This window comes from Acidisoma sp. S159 (assembly GCF_009766125.1).
In the GTDB taxonomy this organism is placed as follows: Bacteria; Pseudomonadota; Alphaproteobacteria; order Acetobacterales; family Acetobacteraceae; genus Acidisoma.
Map to the genome: position 1 here is coordinate 247,402 of NZ_LMUG01000045.1, position 16,787 is coordinate 264,188.

Sequence of the window (16,787 nt, forward strand, 5' to 3'; positions counted from 1 at the left end):
AGCAAGCAAGGCGTGGATGGCACGCCTTCGCGTGCCATGACGGATGGGGGCTGTGTGCAAACCGTCCGACCAAGACCAGCCTCCTGCGGGACCTCACCATCATGAAGAGCGCCTCCTTCTCCCCCGTGCGCGGCATTCTCATGCTGATCGTCGCGGTGTTCTTTCTGTTTCCGCTGATCTGGATCGTGCTGATGTCGTTTGAGACGAACGGCGATATCCTGCGCAGCCCACCGCGACTCTTCTTCTCGCCGACTCTGCACAACTATGTTTCGCTGATTCTGGGCAAGCTCGGCGGTGGCGTCGGAACGATGACCGTCGACTACATGCGCAATATGATGAACAGCGTGATCCTGAGCGTCTGTTCGGTCGTGGTTTCGCTAATCCTGGGCGTGCCCGCCGCCTATGCCTTCGCCCGCTTCAAGTTTCGTGGCGGCGAGGATATGGCCTTTACCCTGTTGAGCTTTCGCTTCGCGCCGCCGCTGCTCGTGCTGCTGCCGCTGCTGCGCTACTTCCAGGTGATCGGCCTGTACGACACCTATTTCGGTCTCGTCTGGGTCTACCAGCTCATCACTTTGCCGCTGGTTCTCTGGATCGTGCGCGGCTATTTCGAGGATGTCAGCGAGGATATTGAACTCGCCTACCGCCTCGACGGCCATAGCTGGCTCGCGACTTTCTTCAAGATCGCGATTCCCCTGGCCCGCCCCGGCATCGCCGCCGCCGCTCTGCTCGCCTTTATCTATGCGTGGAACAACTTCATTTTCGCGCTGATCCTGGGATCGAGTTCGGTGCAGCCAGTAACGGTCGGCGCGCTCGCTTTCATCACAGCCTCGGGCATCGAATACGGGCAGATCGCGGCGGCGCTGGTGCTGTCGGTGATTCCGACGCTGGTGCTGGCGATCTTCACGCAACGCTATCTCGTCGAGGGCCTCAGCCTCGGCGCCATCAAGGGCTGAGGAAAACTTCATGTCGTTCCTGACAGTCCAGCGCCTGTCCAAGGCTTACAAGAAACAGGAGGTCATCCAAGACCTCAGCTTCACGGTCGACCGGCTGGAGACGCTGGTGGTTTTCGGGCCGTCAGGTGCGGGCAAAACCGTGCTGTTGCGGCTGATCGCGGGCATGATCCGGCCCGATCGCGGCAATATCATTGTCGATGGACGGGACATCACCGATCTCAACCCGGAACATCGCCATCTCGGCATGGCGTTCCAGAATTTCGCGCTCTATCCGCATATGACGGCCTATGAGAATATCGCGAGCCCCTTGCGGTCTCGCCGCATAGCGCAGTCCGAGGTGGACCAGCGGGTGCACGAAGTCGCGAAGCTGCTGCGCATCGATCATGTGGTGAGCCATCTGCCGAAAGCTCTGTCGAACGGGCAGAAGCAGCGCACCGCCCTTGCCCGCAGCCTGATCGCCAAGCCGAACCTTATTCTGCTCGATGATCCGCTGCGCAATGTGGACGCGAAAGTGCGCTACGAGATGCGGCTGGAATTGCCGCAGCTGCTGCGCGCGCGGGAAACCACCGTGGTTTATGTGACGCAGGACTACAAGGAGGCGATGGCGCTGGGCGACCGTATCGCCGTGCTGGTGGATGGCCGGATCGAGCAGATCGCCACGCCGCGCGAGATTTACGAGCGCCCCGCGAATAGCCGCATCGCCCGGTTGTTCGGCGATCCGCCGATCAATCTTCTGCCGGTGAGCACCGTGCCCGGCAGTCAGGGCGCGCAGATTCGCGTTGCCTCGACGGATGTGGCGCTGCCCGGCGGTGCCGGCGCGCGTGATGGCTGCGTGCTGGGGCTGCGGCCAGAGGATGTGGCCGTAGGGTTCGAGGCGCAGCCAGGCGCCATGCCGGTGGAGATCGATGCGGTGACGCCGCTCAATGACCGCGAGGTCATGCTGCTGCGCGCCCGCGACGGCACCGAGATTTTCGCGAGCGCACCGCAGGGCCATATGGCGGGATCGGGGCAGCGCGGCCGGCGCGAAGCCTGGGCGACGCTCGACCTATCGCATTCGCATTTCTTCGATACGGCCGGGGGCGCGCGGTTATGAGCGCTCCGGTGAGGATGCACCGCTGATGGCGACACTCGATCTCGACGATATCTCGAAGATCTATCCGGGCTCGCGTGACCGCGCGGTCGATCACGTCTCGATGAAGATCGAGGATGGCGAGATTATCGCGCTGCTCGGTTCCTCGGGCTGCGGCAAAACCTCCACTTTGCGAATGGTCGCGGGGTTCGAGAGCGTGACCGAGGGGACGGTCAAACTCGGCGACCGCATCGTGAATAATCTCAAGCCGGCCGAGCGGAATATCGCGATGGCCTTCGAGGGCTATGCGCTGTATCCGCCGCTGAAGGTGCGCGACAATATCGCGTTCAGCCTGTTGCGGGACCGTACGCCGCGCGCCGAGATCGACAAACGTGTCGGCGAGATCAGCGACATGCTGGAACTGGGGCCCATGATGGAGCGCTATCCGCCGGGTCTTTCCGGCGGCCAGCAACAGCGTGTCAGCTTGGCGCGGGCGCTTATTCGCAAGGCCGCGATCTATCTGCTCGACGAGCCGATGTCGCAGCTTGAGCCGCAGTTGCGGGCTTTGCTGCGGGCGCGGATCAAGGACCATCTCATCGCCAATAAAATGACGACGGTGATCGTGACGCATGACCAGACGGAGGCCATCGCTTTGGCCGATCGCATCGCTGTCATGGATAACGGGCTGTTGCAGCAATTCGGCACGCCCGAGGATTTGCGCGAGCGGCCGAGCAATCTGTTCGTGGCATCCTTTATCGGGGAGCCGCCGATGAATTTGTTTTCCGCCGAGGTGGCAGGTGGGATTCTTCAGGTTTTCGATAACGAAGGCGCCCCCGCGTTTACGCTGCCGTTGCGGCAGGGAGCTTTGCCGCCCGGTAGCCGCGTGATGATCGGGATGCGGCCGCATAAGCTACGGGTCTCGGAGGATCTGGCCGGGGCGACGCTACGGGGACGGGTGGTGACGAATCATTGGCTGGGCGACCACAGCCATGTCGGCGTGCAGGTCGGCGGCTGTTTCCTGATCGCGGTGGCGGGCCGTCATGTGGTGGCGCCGGTAGGCGCCGAGGTCGGCATCATCGCGCCGGAAGATGCCGTCCATGTCTTCGATGTCGCGAATGGCCAGGCGATCCGGCATGGGCTGCACGATCAGGCGACGGCTGCGTAGCGGGCGGCTGTCAGACTAACGGCGAGGGTTCCACGTCATCTTCGGCGAAGGCCGAAGATCCACGCCTTACTCGCGGCACGAGGCAAGGCGTGGATGCCCGGCCTTCGCCGAGCATGACGAAACGGTTGCAAGGCCGGTCAGTGCCTGGCACTCGCCGCCGTCACTCCTCCTCCGCCAGCAAATCATCGATCACGTCGTCATCGACTTCGTCGATATGCGCCGGCTGCCAGTTTGGCTTGCGGTCCTTGTCGACGATCATGGCGCGCACGCCCTCCTGGAAATCCGGCAAGGTGATGATCTGCGCGACGAGGTTCATCTCCGCTTCGAGGCATGCCGGCAGGTCGCGCCGGCTGCCGCGCTGCAGCAGACCCAGCGACCAGGCGAGCGATGAGGGCGAGGCGCTCGCCATCACATCACGGGCGCGGATCGCCCATGGCGCGCCTTCTGCGGCGAGCCGCTGCATGATCTCCTCCACCGTCTCGGCGGAGAAGCAGCGGTTGATGGCTGCCCGGTCGGCCGCCCAGGTGAAAGGCGGCGGCGCTATGGCATGGGTCGCGAGCACGGCCACGCCATCGAGCGCCAGTTCCTCCGAGAGTGACGCCAGGTCGGCACTCGGAACGAAATGCGTGGCGAGACCGAGATGCACCGCATCGGCGCCCGTCACCCGCTCTCCGGTCAGGCCGAGATAGACTCCGAGGGCGCCCGGCAGGCGCGGCAGGAAGAAGCTCGCCCCGATATCCGGCGCAAGGCCGATGGAGGTTTCCGGCATGGCGAGGACCGCCTGCTCGGTGACGATGCGGTAGGAGCCGTGAACGGAGATGCCGAGGCCGCCGCCCATGCAGATGCCGTCGATCAGCGCTACATAAGGCTTGGGGAAGGCCGCGATGGTCGCGTTGAGCAGATATTCCTCGGCGAAGAAGGTCTGCGCCTCGTCGATGGCGCCTGCCAGGACGAGGGTGCGAACTCGTTTCACGTCGCCGCCGGCACAGAAGGCACGGCCGGCGCCCTGCACGACGACGGCATGGATCGCCGGTTCGTCCCGCCAATTCTCCAAGGTCTCCTGGAGTTGCTGCACCATTGAAAGGTCGAGGGCGTTCAGCGTCCGCGGGCGGTTCAGGAGGATGCGGCCGATGCGTCCGTCCACTTCGGTCTTGATGGCGGGTGCTTCGTCGGCCGGAGTGGTCTCGCTCATCGGGTCGTCCTCGCATCGGTCATGGAGGGGAACCTCGCGCGGTGTGAGGAGGCTGGCAATGGCGCCGCGAGGCGCGTGGGGTCAGTGCGCCGAGATCCTCTCCGGTTCCAGGAGGGATAGACGCGATGCGAGGAGCGACCGCGCGGCATCGACCTCGGGGCCGAGGACGCAAAGCGGCGCGCAGGCCAGCGCGTCCCGAATCATCATGGCATTGGGACCTTCTCCACCGAAAACGGGCTGGAGCTGCGTGAGACCGCTGTTGTTGCCGAAGGATCCGCGATCGCCGACGTCGAGGTAGCTCTCGGCCGGCAGACCCTCCGCCAGCAGCACGGAATGGCGCGGCAATTCGATGTGGTAGTAGGTGATCGTATTGGCATTGACCTGGCGGATCGAGCTGCCGTTCACGAGGTGCTTTACCGGCACGAGTACTTCATTCACCAGGACGGCGTGATCGGGCGATAGCAGCAGGTCGCGGTGGGGTTCGTGCTCGGCGAAGGCATGCGCCGCGACGCGGATTGGCAGGACACGATCGGGCGTCGGATGCGTGTCGCATTGCACGCGGCGATGCCCCGCCCAGGTGATCCTCATAAGTTCGCCGAAAGCCGTCAGTACGCGATCGCCCTCGCGCAGTTTCTCGACGGGCGTCTCGCCGCCCGGTGTTGCAATGCGCGTGCCCGCGGCGAAACAGGGAATGAGCGTGACGGTCGTGTCGCTGCCGGAAACCTGGGTGGTGACGGTCTCATTGGTGAAGGCGCTGTCGAATTTCAGGACATAGGTATTGCCGCCGCCGCTTAGCGTCAGTTGATCCGTCGTTGTGTCGAAGGTGGAGGAGAGGCCGGTGACGCCGGTGAGGCGGATGGTGTCGCCTGTCGAGAAGCCGGTGATGGTCTGCACGGCATTGAAAGCGGCGGCGGTGCCGCTGATTTGCCATTGGGCGCCAGAATCGAAGGCGATCGTCGGGAAATTCGTGATCGTCGTGCCGAGACCCGCGAGTGTGTTCTGAGTCTCCGATGCCGCGAGTTCCAGCACGCTATTGGCGCCGCCGCCACTGACTGTGCCCCCGAAGACGGCACCTGTCTTCACCACCAGGCGATCGGCCTGATTGGTGCCGAAGCGGATGGCGGTTCCGGTCAGTCTGGCCGCGCTTATGATGCCCGCGTTGACCAGCGTGCCGCTGAGCAGGGAGACGCCGGTCAAGTCGCCGATAATGGTGCCCGTGTTGGTGAGCGTCCCGCCATCGGCGAGGTCGGCGCCGATCGCGCCGCCATAGATATAACCTGCGTTACTGAAGGCAAGCGGCCCTGTCGGTCCCGTCAGGACGCCGTAGGCGGCGCCGCTGATCGAACCGCCGGTGAGGTTCGTGATGACGCCGCCATGTGCCAGGTAGACGCCATAGCCGCCACGCACCAGCACTTGCATCGCGTTGATGGTGCCGCTGTTCGTCACAGTGCCGACGCCACCGTAGACCCCGACACCAATGAAGGTTCCGGTGATGCTGCCGTCAGTGAGGTTGGTGACGCTGCCGCTCCCCAGCAAATTGACGCCGTTCCCCTCAGCCGTCGAGACGTGGATATCGCCGTCATTGCTGACAATGCCGGTGCCGCTTTCGACGTCGATGCCGTCAAAGCCACCAAAGATGACGCCGCCGCTGAGATTGGTGACGATGCCGCCGACCGCGAGATACACACCGTTATAGGTATTCGGCAGAGGTGTGGCCTCGATCTTGATCGCGCTCGAGTCCAGCGTGCCGCTATTCGTGACGGTGCCAGCGGCACCCGTCACGTCGATGCCGTTACGATAGGCGGAGATCGTGCCGAGGTTAATCACGACACCACCGGCCGTCAGCGACACGCCGTCCGCGCCGGATGCGGAGGCCGTGACGATGCCGCTGTTGCCGAGCGTCCAAGGAGTCGCGAGGCCCGTTATGGCGACGCCGGTGCTGGCGGTGATCGTACCGCTCGCGGTGATCGTCGTCGGATTGGTGCTCAGGGTAATGCCCTGGGTGATGGCGGATGAAATCGAACCTGACAAAGGCCTCTCCCGTAGTCGCGTAATCCTCGCGATGTCGACAGGGTAAAGCGCCCTCGGCTAAAATTCCCTCAATATCCCGAGTGTTGAATCCGCATTGTCTTAGTTCCCCGGAGCATCCAACCGGCGGCAGCGGCCACTCGCCGCAGTCCACCATCGAACAAGAATTCTCTCTCGCGGTTTGGAATCCGGTCAATTCTTTGTGCGTAGCCCATATCGGACGCCGGCGTAATGCAAGGATCTCCGCTCATAGCGGTCTAGAGCTTGCGGCCACGACGCCGTGAGAGCGGATTACTTATCAATTTGAACGGTCTGGCGCGTGAATCAGCCGATGCGCAAGATGCATGAGTCAGGCAGCGGCCTTGTCGAGTGCGGCGCGAAAACGTTCGATCCAGCCGCCGATGGCCTGCGGCCGTGTCTTCAGCGCCGCGCGATTGACGATGAGCCGGCTCGTGACGTGCGCGATCACCTCGCTCTCGACGAGGCCATTGGCGCGCAGGGTCGAACCGGTCTGGACAAGATCGACAATTACCCGGGAGAGGCCGAGGCGCGGAGCGATTTCCATCGCGCCGCTAAGATGCACAACCTCGGCATGGATGCCGCGGGCTGCGTAATGGCGGCGCGCGATATTAGGATATTTGGTCGCCACTCGGACGCGCGACCAGCGCTCGGGATCACCCTGCCCCGCCGTTTCCTCGGGCTCCGCGACCGAGACGCGGCAGCGGCCGATGCCGAGGTCGAGCGGCGCATAGATTTCCGGATAGTCGAATTCCATCAGCACATCGGCGCCGCAAATGCCGATCTCGGCTGCCCCGAAGGCCACGAAGGTCGCGACATCGAAGGAGCGGACGCGGATGATGTCGAGCAAGGGATCGCTGGTCGGGAAGCGCAGGCGGCGGCTGCTATCCTCCGCCAGATCGGCGGCGGGTTCCAGCCCGACTCGTTCAAGCAGAGGCAGGCAGTCGCCGAGGATGCGGCCTTTCGGCAGCGCCATCACCACGGCGCCATGATCCGTCTCGGTCGCCGGGAGCCTGGCGTCATTGGCGGGACGAAGGGTTTGCGGGCCTGGGCTCATGCTGGCGCGTCTAGCATCGGTGGCGGCGAGGGACAAAAGCGGTGGGCGCGCGCCTGATCTACCGAGCGGCACCCAGCACGAAGGTCGCCAGGAAATGCAGCAGCGGGTTGAGGAGTGCCTCGCCCGGCGTGTTCGGAGGGGGCGGCCGGCCCGTCATATGGGCGGCGCGATAGGCGGCGGCATTGAACCAGGGCGAGGGGTCGAGGTCTCGCGCGGCGCCGACGGCGAGGTAATGGGCGAAGATATCGCGCGCCCGGCCAAGCTCGGCGCCGTGGCGAGACTTGTAGAATCCGATGTCGAAGAGCGGCAAAGGGCTGACGCCGCGCTCCGCCCGGTGGCTGAGATAGTGCCGCAGCGGGGATTGCGCGGCCGGGAGGCCGTAGGCATCCCGATACCAGGCCGGATCGAAATAGAGGCTTGGTCGGAAGCCTTGCGCCTCGCCGTCCAGAACGTAGTGGCAGAGCGGGCTCATCGTCCCCGGCGGAGCATAGCGCTGGCGGTACCAGACACCGTCGAAATAGGGGTTGGGCCGCCGTTGCTCCTGCCAGCCACGTTGCGTGTAATGCTCGACCGCATCGAGTCCCGCCTCATGCACGTCGGGTCCGTTGATGAAGTAATAGTTGGGATCGACCAGTCCGGAGCCGCGCAGAATATCGCTTTCGCGGCGCGGCAAGCGGCCCTCGGTCCGGCCGGCAAGCATGAAATGCTCGTAGGGGTCGATATCCGCGACCCCGATATCCGCGTAGCGCTCCCGATAGAAGCGAACGTCGAAATCGGGATTGGGGCTGACCGTGCCGTCTGTGCGATGCGCGAGGTAGTGGGCGAGGCTGGACGTACCATCAGGCAAACTCTGTGCGGCGCGATACCAGCGCGGATCGAACCAGGCGATGGGCCGCCGCCCCAGCGCCTCGCCGATCGAGAGGTAGTGGCCGAGGGGCTCCTCCTCCGCTGCTTCGGGAGCCTGTGCGCGATAGCACTCCGGGTCGAAGACAGGACTGGGCCAGCGCCCCTCACGCCAGCCGGCGTCAAGGTAGTGGGCGACCGGGTCGATGCCGGCATGCGCGACGTCTGGGTAGCGGCTGCAATACCAAACGCTGTCGATCACCGGGGCGATGTCATGGCGCGGCCCGGCGGCAGGCGTGTCGCATATGCCCTCCAAGCGCGCGCCTCCCTGTCCCGGCGAGCGCGTCACCGGTCGGGTGCCCGCAGCCGCGCCGCGAGGTTAGCCTAGCATGTCATTGCCAAACCGCAAAGACACCAGCCGTCAGCGGCGGTCGCCTGCGGTGCTGACGCGGCCGATCGCGAGGTAGATGGCGGCCGCGACCAAAGCAGAGCTGATAAAGCTGAGATCGACGCCGGAGGCGATATTCGCAAGGGGCCCGGTGAAGACGCTGGTATTGGTGAAGAGCAGGCCGACGCCGACGCCGAGCAGCCAGGCGAGCACTGCGCCGCGGTTGAAGCCATGCCCATACCAATAGGCGCCGCGCTCCTTGCCCGCGCCGAAAGCCTGCAAGGCACGCGGATCGAAGCGGCCGCCATGCTGGCGGTAGCCGATGATATTGATCATGATCCAGGGCGTCACCAGCACCGTCACCACCGAGCAGAGCGCCAGGATCGAATCGGTGAGGTTGAACAGGACCAGGCCGACATAGCCGACGACGAGGCCGATCGCCCCGAAGATGAGCCCGACCTGGGGCCGCCGCATCCGCCATAGGATGGCATGCAGGTCGAGCGTGCCGTTATAGGCGACCATCGCCCCGTTGGTGAGATTGCCGACCAGCCCGATCAGCGCCACCGGGATCAGCAGGGCGGCCGGGAGGTTGTCCATCATCGTGCTGGTCGAGATGCCGGCATCGGAGACCCCGAGCGCGATGATCTCGCCGCAGGTCAGCGCCACGATGCAGCCGGCCACCATGCCGAGCAGCGACCAGCCGAAGAGGCGGCGCGGCGGAGTCCGCCCCGGCATATAGCGCGCATAGTCGCCGGCGAAGGGCGCGTAGGAGATGGCGTTGGAGATCTGCGCCGTCGTCGCCAGCATCCAGGTCGCCCAGAAGCCGCCCAAGGCGAGCTTCGGTGGCGTCGCTGGCGGGTGCCAATGGGTCACCGTGAAATAGGTCAGCAGCAGGAGGCAGACGAGGCTCGCGATGGCCGTGAATTTCTCATAGGCGACGATGGTGGCATGGCCGAGGATGGCGCAGGCCAAAGTGGCGAGGGCGATCAGCACGAGCGTGACGTTGAGCGTCGTGCCGGTGGTCGGCCAGCCGAACAGCCTGTGTCCGGCCTGAAGCAAGGGCGGTGCGCTGATCCAGAGCACCAGGGCGAAATAGCCGAGGTCGATGACCTGGGTGATGAAGGAGCCGACATAGCGGCCGCGGATGCCGAAGAAGGCGCCGCTGCTGACCGTGCCATTGGTACCGGTGCGCGGCCCGAGCAGCGCCATGCCGGCGACCGCCAGCGAGCCGAGCAAGGTGCCGACCACGATGGCCGTGAAGCCCTGCCACCAGCCGAGGCCGAGAATGACCGGCACCGCCCCGAGCAGCAACGAACCGTAGGTGATCTGGGTGCCGAAAAAGACCCAGGCCATGTCGCGCGGTTGCGACTTGCGGTCCCGCTCGGGAATGAAGTCGATACCGCGACTTTCGATGCGGCCGACGCTGTCGATGGTCTCGTCGATCGCCTGTCCCGAAACCGGGGCCGTCATGCCGCCATCTCCTGTAAACCCTCCAAGCTTCTCCTGGTTACACCTGCTCTTTCGGCCAGCCGATACCCCAGAATTCGGCCTCCAGCCGTGTCGCCGCGCGGAAGGTGGTGAGGAGCGAGGGGTAGCGCGCCACCGCGCCGCGTTCCGCGCCGAGCCGGTCGATGGCCAGGATCGCCTGTGCGGCGGCTGCCTGGAAGGCCTCGCTCGAATAGCTCTCGATCCATGGCGCATAGGGGTTGCCCGCCATGACCGTCTCCGGATCAGCACGGAGCAGCGCGCCGATTTCGGCATAGCCGGCGATGCAGGGCGCGAGTGCCACTTCCAGGTCGAGCTTGTCGCCCGAGAGGCCGCGCTCCAGGAAGAAACGCGTATAGGCGAGCATGCGGAGATCCTCGGGCGTCGCCGCCATCTCGCTCTCCGTGAGGCCCCAGCCCTGGCAATAGGCGATGTGGAGCGGCAGCTCGACATCGAGGATCGCGGTCAGTGCGCGGGAAGCGGCGCGGATCTCGTCCAGCCGCTCGCTCTTGTAGCCGGACAGCGCGTAACCGCGGGCGTAGTGGATCAGGTAGAGGTAATCCTGGATCAGGTAGCGGCGGAACCCCTCCATGGGCAGGGTGCCGCGGCCGAGCGCCTTGAGGAAGGGATGGTGCAGGTAGCGTGCCCAGTCTTCTGCCACGTCTCGCCGCAATCGCCCGAACAGGCCGTGGTCGAGCGGCAGGGTGCCTGGCAGTCGCGAATCGTCATTCATCATCCGGCGGCCCTCATAGAGTCGCCAGAAAGGCGATATCGTCTTCAGAAATGGTGAAGCCCGCGCTCCAGGGCTCGGCCAGCCCTTCTCCCTCCGGGCGATCAATGCCACGGATCTCCAGATAGTGATGGCGGCGGTGGCGGCAGAGAAACCAGAAGAAAGTATCTGGGAAGCTTGCCGCGGTCAGCATGACGACGCGAGTTCCCTCATCGCAGAAAGCCAGGTTGGTCATTGCCGCGCCGAGCGCCCCCACCACCAGGCGGGCGCCCTTGAACAGCGTGACCTGCTCCCCGAGCGTCATCCGTGCCGGATCGATGGCGATGAAGCCGCGGGCCTTCAGCGCCGCCTCGACCGCTGCCTCATTGACCAAAGGACGCGTGGTGGCCCGCCGCCGCACGAAGATCCTTTTATACGGCCCGCGCGGCGCCTTGGCGGCCAGGCCGGACAGGATGCGGGCACAGAGCGGCGATTGGTAGATCCCGTGATTGGTCAGCCCGTCCAGCAACAGAAGCGTCTCGTATCGTATCGGCGCGCCGTCTGTTGCGCGTATGGCCTCGCGGGGAATGCCGATGGCGTCCAGCGCATCGCGGACCACCGGCAGAAGATCGCTTTCGTGGACGATGTAACTCGGCTCGAAGCCCTGGATCATCTGCCGCGCCATTGCGGCGCGCGGCAGCATTTCCACCAGGAAGTGGCCGTAGTTGGGGGCTCCCCGGCTCTTGCAAAGCACGGAAAGGCCGGTGACCCGGGGCATCGCGCCGTGTGCAAACGCGGCAGACGCGCTCGCCGCGGCGGCGGCGATGTCGGCGTCCGAAAATAGCCGTCCGGTGGCCGGCACCACCCGCAGATCTCGGTCAAACACGATGCCTTCCCGCGAGACGACGGCCTCCTCCAGGACGCGGAGCGTGACCGGGCTGGCCGGGAAGACCCCGCGATTCCACGATACCTCCATGGCGTGCCGGTATTTCTCGGGAATGCGTTCCCCGTGCCGCTGCTCAGGCGGCCGCACTTCGAAGGCGGGCGAGAGGAGCCTGCAGGCCACCGTCTCATCGGTCGGCGGAAATTCGAGCCATGGCGGCTGGTTTTCGATCGCGGCGCCACCAAGCATCACAAGAGGGGCGGCGTCTGGCCGGCGCAGAATCCAGAGCCGGATGGCCTCGACAAACGCGCCACCGGGCGCCAGCGCTGGGGCCATGCCTGGCTGGTCGAGGCGCTGGGAGCCGTCCGTGAACGCGACATCGTAGCGGCAGATGAAGAAGGGCGTGGAGGCCGGGTGAAGCCGGAAGCGCACGCCGACGCAGCCGAGGCCGATGCCGCGGGCGCCGCACAGCGTGCCGGGCGGCGTCCAGGTCGTCACCACCAAGGGTGCGAAGACGATCTGGCAATCCACGCCCGGTGAGGTTTCGGGCGGCGCATCGCTCACCGGCCTGGGCAGCATGATGGCTTCGAGCCGCAATCCGCTGCCGGGTATGCCTAGCCACTCGCCGGGTTCGGCCCGCACATCCCCACGCATGGCGAAATGCCCGAGGATTTCGCCTCTGCCGGGGCGGGCAGCCGCGTTACCAGGTGGCAGGGCCTGCGGCGCGGCACGCGGCGCGGGGAGAAGGGCCACGCCATTCGTCCGGCCCTGGTCATCGTTCGGGTGCTGATCCACGCGCGCTTGCTCCTTGCCGAACCGCAACCAAGCTTGCCATAACGTGGCGCCGAGGACAGCTTGTTTGGCCCAGGCGGAGGCCGAACGGCGCTTTTGTCGCCCCGATGGGCAGCCGCCATGACGATCATGCGTGGTACGGAGCTTGACTCGGGGGGACCCCCCCGGTAGGTGTCGCGCCCTCGGCCGAACCTGGGCGCTGTGCCCCAGGTCTAGGTCTATATTCGTATCTTCCGCTGCCGCGGTGCCGCCCAAGGGACATTGTCTCGTCCAGGGGCCCAGGCCATGGCAAGGACATAACCCGCTTGCAGGGCCGATGCTCTGTAGTGGGTCATTGTTGCGAGTATGGGCCGGCCAAGACGGGATGTGAGGATCGGAACGAGGTCTATGCCGACGATCAACCAGCTGATTGCGAATGGGCGTGAGCCCAACCGCGCGCGCAACAAGGTTCCGGCTCTGCAGGGTTGCCCTCAGAAGCGCGGCGTCTGCACGCGGGTCTATACAACGACGCCTAAGAAGCCGAACTCCGCGCTTCGTAAGGTGGCCAAGGTCCGGTTGACGAACGGCTATGAGGTCGTCTGCTACATTCCTGGCGAGGGGCATAACCTCCAGGAACATAGCGTCGTCCTGATCCGCGGCGGCCGCGTGAAGGATCTTCCCGGCGTGCGGTACCACATTTTGCGCGGCGTGCTCGATACCCAGGGCATCGCCAAGCGTCGTCAGCGCCGTTCGCTCTACGGCGCGAAGCGTCCGAAGTAAGGAGACAGGGGCATGAGTCGCCGTCACCGCGCCGAGAAGCGCGAAATCCTGCCGGACGCGAAGTTTGGCGATGTCGTAATCAGCCGTTTCATGAACGTGCTGATGTACGACGGCAAGAAGTCCGTCGCCGAGGGTATCGTTTACGGTGCGCTCGATTCGTTGAAGCGCCGTGGCGGCTCCAGCGCCGATCCGGTGCGGATGTTCCATGAGGCGCTGGACAATGTGAAGCCGACCGTGGAAGTCCGCTCCCGCCGGGTTGGCGGCGCGACCTATCAGGTGCCGGTGGAAGTTCGGACGGAGCGCCGTCAGGCGCTGGCGATTCGCTGGATCATCGACTCGGCGCGCAAGCGCGGCGAGCAGACGTTGGAAGACCGGCTATCCAATGAATTGTTGGACGCCGTGAACAATCGCGGCGCCGCCGTGAAGAAGCGCGAGGATACACATCGGATGGCCGAGGCCAACAAGGCCTTCAGCCATTATCGCTGGTAACCGAGACAGTATTTAACCCGTCGCTAGCAAGTCGGCTCACGGAGAGAAGACGATGGCCAAGGCCAAATTCGAACGCAATAAGCCTCACTGCAACATTGGCACCATTGGTCACGTTGACCATGGAAAGACCTCTCTGACCGCGGCCATCACCAAGGTGCTGGCGAAGTCGGGTGGCGCCACGTTCACGGCCTATGACCAGATCGACAAAGCTCCCGAGGAGCGGGCGCGTGGCATCACGATCTCGACCGCTCACGTTGAGTACGAGACGAAGAACCGCCACTACGCCCACGTCGATTGCCCCGGCCATGCCGACTACGTGAAGAACATGATCACGGGAGCGGCGCAGATGGACGGCGCGATCCTGGTCGTGTCCGCCGCCGATGGCCCGATGCCACAGACCCGCGAGCACATCCTGCTCGCCCGTCAGGTCGGCGTTCCGGCGCTGGTGGTGTTCATGAACAAGGTCGACATGGTCGACGATCCCGAGATTCTCGAGCTCGTGGAAATGGAAGTTCGCGAACTGCTGTCTTCCTATCAGTTCCCCGGAGACGATATCCCCATCACCCAGGGTTCCGCTCTAGCCGCGCTCGAGGACAAGACACCCGAGATTGGCGAGCAGGCCATCATCAAGCTGATGGAGACGGTCGATAACTATATCCCGCAGCCGGAGCGTGCCAAGGATCGCCCGTTCCTGATGCCGATCGAGGATGTGTTCTCGATCTCGGGTCGTGGCACGGTGGTGACGGGCCGTATCGAGCGCGGCATCCTGAAGGTTGGCGACGAAGTTGAAATCGTCGGCATCAAGAACACGGTGAAGACCATCGCGACGGGCGTCGAGATGTTCCGCAAGCTGCTCGATCAGGGCGAGGCCGGCGACAACATCGGCGCGCTGCTGCGCGGCACGAAGCGTGAAGACGTTGAGCGCGGCCAGGTTCTGGCAGCTCCCGGCTCGATCACGCCGCACACCAAATTCAAGGCCGAGAGCTACATTCTGACGAAGGAAGAAGGCGGCCGTCACACGCCGTTCTTCACCAACTACCGCCCGCAGTTCTACTTCCGCACCACGGACGTTACCGGCGTCGTCACCCTGCCCGAGGGCACGGAGATGGTCATGCCCGGCGACAACGTGTCGATGGATGTCGAGCTGATCGCGCCGATCGCGATGGATGACGGCCTGCGCTTCGCTATCCGCGAGGGTGGCCGAACGGTTGGTGCCGGCGTCGTCGCTCAGGTCGTCGCGTAATACCGGCGGAACGAGATCGAAGTCGCGAACTGGAAGCCTGTTATGGAAAACCAAAACCAAAACATACGCATTCGCCTGAAGGCGTATGATCACCGCGTGCTGGACGCCAGCACGCGGGAGATCGTCAACACGGCGAGGCGTACAGGCGCCAATGTTCGCGGCCCGATCCCGCTGCCGATGCGCATCGAGAAGTTCACCGTGTTGCGCGGACCGCATGTCGACAAGAAGAGCCGCGAGCAGTTCGAGATTCGCACTCACTACCGCCTTCTCGACATCGTCGAGCCCACGCCGCAGACGGTGGACGCGCTGATGAAGCTCGACCTCGCCTCTGGCGTGGACGTCGAGATTAAGATCTGAGACTGGAAAGACCGCGGCGATGCGCACCGGAATAATCACTAAGAAGCTGGGCATGTCCCGGATCTTCAAGGAGGATGGCAGTCACGTCACTGTCACCGTCCTTCATCTTGACCAGCTGCGGGTGATCTCCACCCGTACCGAGGAAACGGACGGCTACACCGCGGTGCAGCTCGGCTGGGGCCTGGCCAAGGTCAAGAATGTCTCGCAGCCCAACCGTGGCCACTTCGCGAAAACGAAGGTCGAGCCCGCGAAGAAGGTTGTCGAGTTCCGGGTCGCTGCGGATGCGCTGGTGCCGCCGGGTTCGGTCATTTCCGCGGCCCATTTCGTGGTCGGCCAGAAGATCGACGTGACCGGCACGTCCAAGGGCAAGGGTTTTGCCGGCGCCATGAAGCGCTGGAACTTTGCCGGTCTCGAAGCGTCTCACGGCGTGTCGGTCAGCCATCGAAGCCACGGCTCGACGGGTAATCGCCAGGATCCAGGCAAGACATTCAAGAATAAGAAGATGGCGGGCCATCTCGGCCATGAGCGCATCACGGTGCTCAACCTCGAGATCGCGGCGGTCGATGCCGAGCGCGGGGTCATCATGGTTGCAGGCGCGGTGCCGGGTGCCGCTGGCGGTTATGTGCTGGTGCGGGATGCCATCAAGCGGCCTCGCCACGCCGATGCGGCCTATCCCGCCGCGCTGGCGAGCTGAGGAGCGCGAGATGCAAGCTGATATCAAGACGCTCGACAACGGCGACGCCGGTTCGGTCGAGCTGTCAGACGAAATTTTCGGCATCACGCCGCGCCCCGATATCATGGCGCGTGTGGTGCACTGGCAGCGCAGCCGCAGCCGCGGTGGCAACCACAAGGTAAAGGGCCTCTCCGAGGTTTCCGGCACCACGCGGAAGCCGTATCGGCAGAAGGGCACGGGCAATGCACGCCAGGGCAGCCTGCGCGCGCCGCAGTTCCGCACCGGTGGCGTGGTCCATGGTCCGGTCGTTCGCGACCACGGCTATGATCTGCCGAAGAAGATCCGCCGCCTCGGCCTGATTTCCGCGCTGTCGCAGAAGCAGGCGGAGGGCAAGCTGGTGGTGATCGATACGGCGGCCGGCGTCGAGAAGACCAAGGATCTGGTCGCGAAGTTGCGCACCCTCGGCTGGCGCTCGGCGCTGATCGTCGATGGTGAAGTCGATGCGCGCTTCCTGTTGGCGAGCCGCAACGTGATCGGCATCGACGTGCTGCCGACGGCGGGCGCGAACGTGCTCGATATTCTGCGGCATGACATTCTCGTCGTGACCTCGGCGGGGCTACAGGGCCTCACCGCGCGTCTCGCGGCGAAAACAGAAAAGGCAGGAGTCGCGGCATGAGCACGCCC

The 16,787-nt window shown here is 64.7% G+C and carries 16 protein-coding genes; 9 read left to right on the forward strand and 7 right to left on the reverse strand.

Annotation, left to right across the window (positions count from 1 at the left end):
- Positions 1–101 precede the first annotated feature (101 nt).
- Genes GSQ92_RS14315 through GSQ92_RS14325 form a run of 3 tightly spaced genes read left to right on the forward strand, consistent with a single transcriptional unit; the run spans position 102 to position 3,187 of the window.
- Positions 102–953 (forward strand): carbohydrate ABC transporter permease, encoded by an 852-nt coding sequence (locus GSQ92_RS14315; RefSeq protein ID WP_158806138.1) that lies wholly within the window; start codon positions 102–104, stop codon positions 951–953.
- A 10-nt stretch (positions 954–963) separates the two neighbouring features.
- Complete coding sequence (locus tag GSQ92_RS14320) at positions 964–2,046, forward strand: ABC transporter ATP-binding protein (protein WP_158806140.1); 1,083 nt, start codon at positions 964–966, stop codon at positions 2,044–2,046.
- A gap of 25 nt (positions 2,047–2,071) precedes the next feature.
- Positions 2,072–3,187, forward strand: a complete 1,116-nt coding sequence (locus tag GSQ92_RS14325) for an ABC transporter ATP-binding protein (RefSeq protein ID WP_159013628.1) — start codon at positions 2,072–2,074, stop codon at positions 3,185–3,187.
- Between the two features lie 160 nt (positions 3,188–3,347).
- Here the strand turns inward: GSQ92_RS14325 and GSQ92_RS14330 are convergent, their stop codons facing one another.
- From GSQ92_RS14330 to GSQ92_RS14360, 7 genes are all read right to left on the reverse strand, one after another.
- A complete protein-coding gene (locus GSQ92_RS14330) occupies positions 3,348–4,379 on the reverse strand; it encodes an enoyl-CoA hydratase/isomerase family protein (RefSeq protein ID WP_158806143.1) in 1,032 nt (343 codons plus the stop codon).
- An 81-nt stretch (positions 4,380–4,460) separates the two neighbouring features.
- On the reverse strand, positions 4,461–6,410 hold the full coding sequence (locus tag GSQ92_RS14335; protein ID WP_159013629.1) for a Hint domain-containing protein: 1,950 nt from the start codon (positions 6,408–6,410) through the stop codon (positions 4,461–4,463).
- A gap of 346 nt (positions 6,411–6,756) precedes the next feature.
- Positions 6,757–7,401, reverse strand: coding sequence for an ATP phosphoribosyltransferase (gene hisG, locus GSQ92_RS14340; protein ID WP_254065983.1), 645 nt, complete (start codon positions 7,399–7,401; stop codon positions 6,757–6,759).
- Positions 7,402–7,540: 139 nt separating this feature from the next.
- The gene (locus GSQ92_RS14345) at positions 7,541–8,641 is read right to left on the reverse strand and encodes a hypothetical protein (RefSeq protein ID WP_159013631.1); all 1,101 of its coding nucleotides are present in this window, start codon (positions 8,639–8,641) and stop codon (positions 7,541–7,543) included.
- 105 nt (positions 8,642–8,746) lie between these two features.
- A complete protein-coding gene (locus tag GSQ92_RS14350; protein ID WP_159013632.1) occupies positions 8,747–10,183 on the reverse strand; it encodes a cytosine permease in 1,437 nt (478 codons plus the stop codon).
- A gap of 37 nt (positions 10,184–10,220) precedes the next feature.
- Positions 10,221–10,934, reverse strand: coding sequence for a TenA family protein (locus GSQ92_RS14355; protein WP_254065958.1), 714 nt, complete (start codon positions 10,932–10,934; stop codon positions 10,221–10,223).
- A gap of 10 nt (positions 10,935–10,944) precedes the next feature.
- On the reverse strand, positions 10,945–12,585 hold the full coding sequence (locus GSQ92_RS14360) for a DUF563 domain-containing protein (protein ID WP_158806153.1): 1,641 nt from the start codon (positions 12,583–12,585) through the stop codon (positions 10,945–10,947).
- A gap of 384 nt (positions 12,586–12,969) precedes the next feature.
- Between GSQ92_RS14360 and rpsL the strand changes: the two genes are divergently transcribed.
- Genes rpsL through rplD form a run of 6 tightly spaced genes read left to right on the forward strand, consistent with a single transcriptional unit; the run spans position 12,970 to position 16,779 of the window.
- Positions 12,970–13,341, forward strand: a complete 372-nt coding sequence (rpsL, locus tag GSQ92_RS14365) for a 30S ribosomal protein S12 (RefSeq protein WP_158806155.1) — start codon at positions 12,970–12,972, stop codon at positions 13,339–13,341.
- Positions 13,342–13,353: 12 nt separating this feature from the next.
- Positions 13,354–13,830 (forward strand): 30S ribosomal protein S7, encoded by a 477-nt coding sequence (gene rpsG / locus GSQ92_RS14370; RefSeq protein ID WP_158806157.1) that lies wholly within the window; start codon positions 13,354–13,356, stop codon positions 13,828–13,830.
- 52 nt (positions 13,831–13,882) lie between these two features.
- Positions 13,883–15,073 (forward strand): elongation factor Tu, encoded by a 1,191-nt coding sequence (tuf, locus tag GSQ92_RS14375; RefSeq protein WP_158806159.1) that lies wholly within the window; start codon positions 13,883–13,885, stop codon positions 15,071–15,073.
- 42 nt (positions 15,074–15,115) lie between these two features.
- A complete protein-coding gene (gene rpsJ / locus GSQ92_RS14380) occupies positions 15,116–15,430 on the forward strand; it encodes a 30S ribosomal protein S10 (RefSeq protein WP_158806160.1) in 315 nt (104 codons plus the stop codon).
- A 19-nt stretch (positions 15,431–15,449) separates the two neighbouring features.
- Positions 15,450–16,124, forward strand: coding sequence for a 50S ribosomal protein L3 (gene rplC / locus GSQ92_RS14385; protein WP_158806162.1), 675 nt, complete (start codon positions 15,450–15,452; stop codon positions 16,122–16,124).
- 10 nt (positions 16,125–16,134) lie between these two features.
- Positions 16,135–16,779 carry a 50S ribosomal protein L4 gene (rplD, locus tag GSQ92_RS14390; protein WP_158806164.1) on the forward strand — a complete coding sequence of 215 codons (645 nt, stop codon included), beginning with the start codon at positions 16,135–16,137 and terminating at the stop codon, positions 16,777–16,779.
- Positions 16,780–16,787: the final 8 nt, after the last annotated feature.

What these genes read in the sequence shown, in the direction of transcription:
- GSQ92_RS14315 (WP_158806138.1), top strand. Translation starts at nt 102, where the DNA reads ATGAAGAGCGCCTCCTTCTCCCCCGTGCGCGGCATTCTCATGCTGATC.
- GSQ92_RS14320 (WP_158806140.1), top strand. Translation starts at nt 964, where the DNA reads ATGTCGTTCCTGACAGTCCAGCGCCTGTCCAAGGCTTACAAGAAACAG.
- GSQ92_RS14325 (WP_159013628.1), top strand. Translation starts at nt 2,072, where the DNA reads ATGGCGACACTCGATCTCGACGATATCTCGAAGATCTATCCGGGCTCG.
- GSQ92_RS14330 (WP_158806143.1), bottom strand. Translation starts at nt 4,379, where the DNA reads ATGAGCGAGACCACTCCGGCCGACGAAGCACCCGCCATCAAGACCGAA.
- hisG (WP_254065983.1), bottom strand. Translation starts at nt 7,401, where the DNA reads ATGGCGCTGCCGAAAGGCCGCATCCTCGGCGACTGCCTGCCTCTGCTT.
- GSQ92_RS14350 (WP_159013632.1), bottom strand. Translation starts at nt 10,183, where the DNA reads ATGACGGCCCCGGTTTCGGGACAGGCGATCGACGAGACCATCGACAGC.
- GSQ92_RS14355 (WP_254065958.1), bottom strand. Translation starts at nt 10,934, where the DNA reads ATGATGAATGACGATTCGCGACTGCCAGGCACCCTGCCGCTCGACCAC.
- rpsL (WP_158806155.1), top strand. Translation starts at nt 12,970, where the DNA reads ATGCCGACGATCAACCAGCTGATTGCGAATGGGCGTGAGCCCAACCGC.
- rpsG (WP_158806157.1), top strand. Translation starts at nt 13,354, where the DNA reads ATGAGTCGCCGTCACCGCGCCGAGAAGCGCGAAATCCTGCCGGACGCG.
- tuf (WP_158806159.1), top strand. Translation starts at nt 13,883, where the DNA reads ATGGCCAAGGCCAAATTCGAACGCAATAAGCCTCACTGCAACATTGGC.
- rpsJ (WP_158806160.1), top strand. Translation starts at nt 15,116, where the DNA reads ATGGAAAACCAAAACCAAAACATACGCATTCGCCTGAAGGCGTATGAT.
- rplC (WP_158806162.1), top strand. Translation starts at nt 15,450, where the DNA reads ATGCGCACCGGAATAATCACTAAGAAGCTGGGCATGTCCCGGATCTTC.
- rplD (WP_158806164.1), top strand. Translation starts at nt 16,135, where the DNA reads ATGCAAGCTGATATCAAGACGCTCGACAACGGCGACGCCGGTTCGGTC.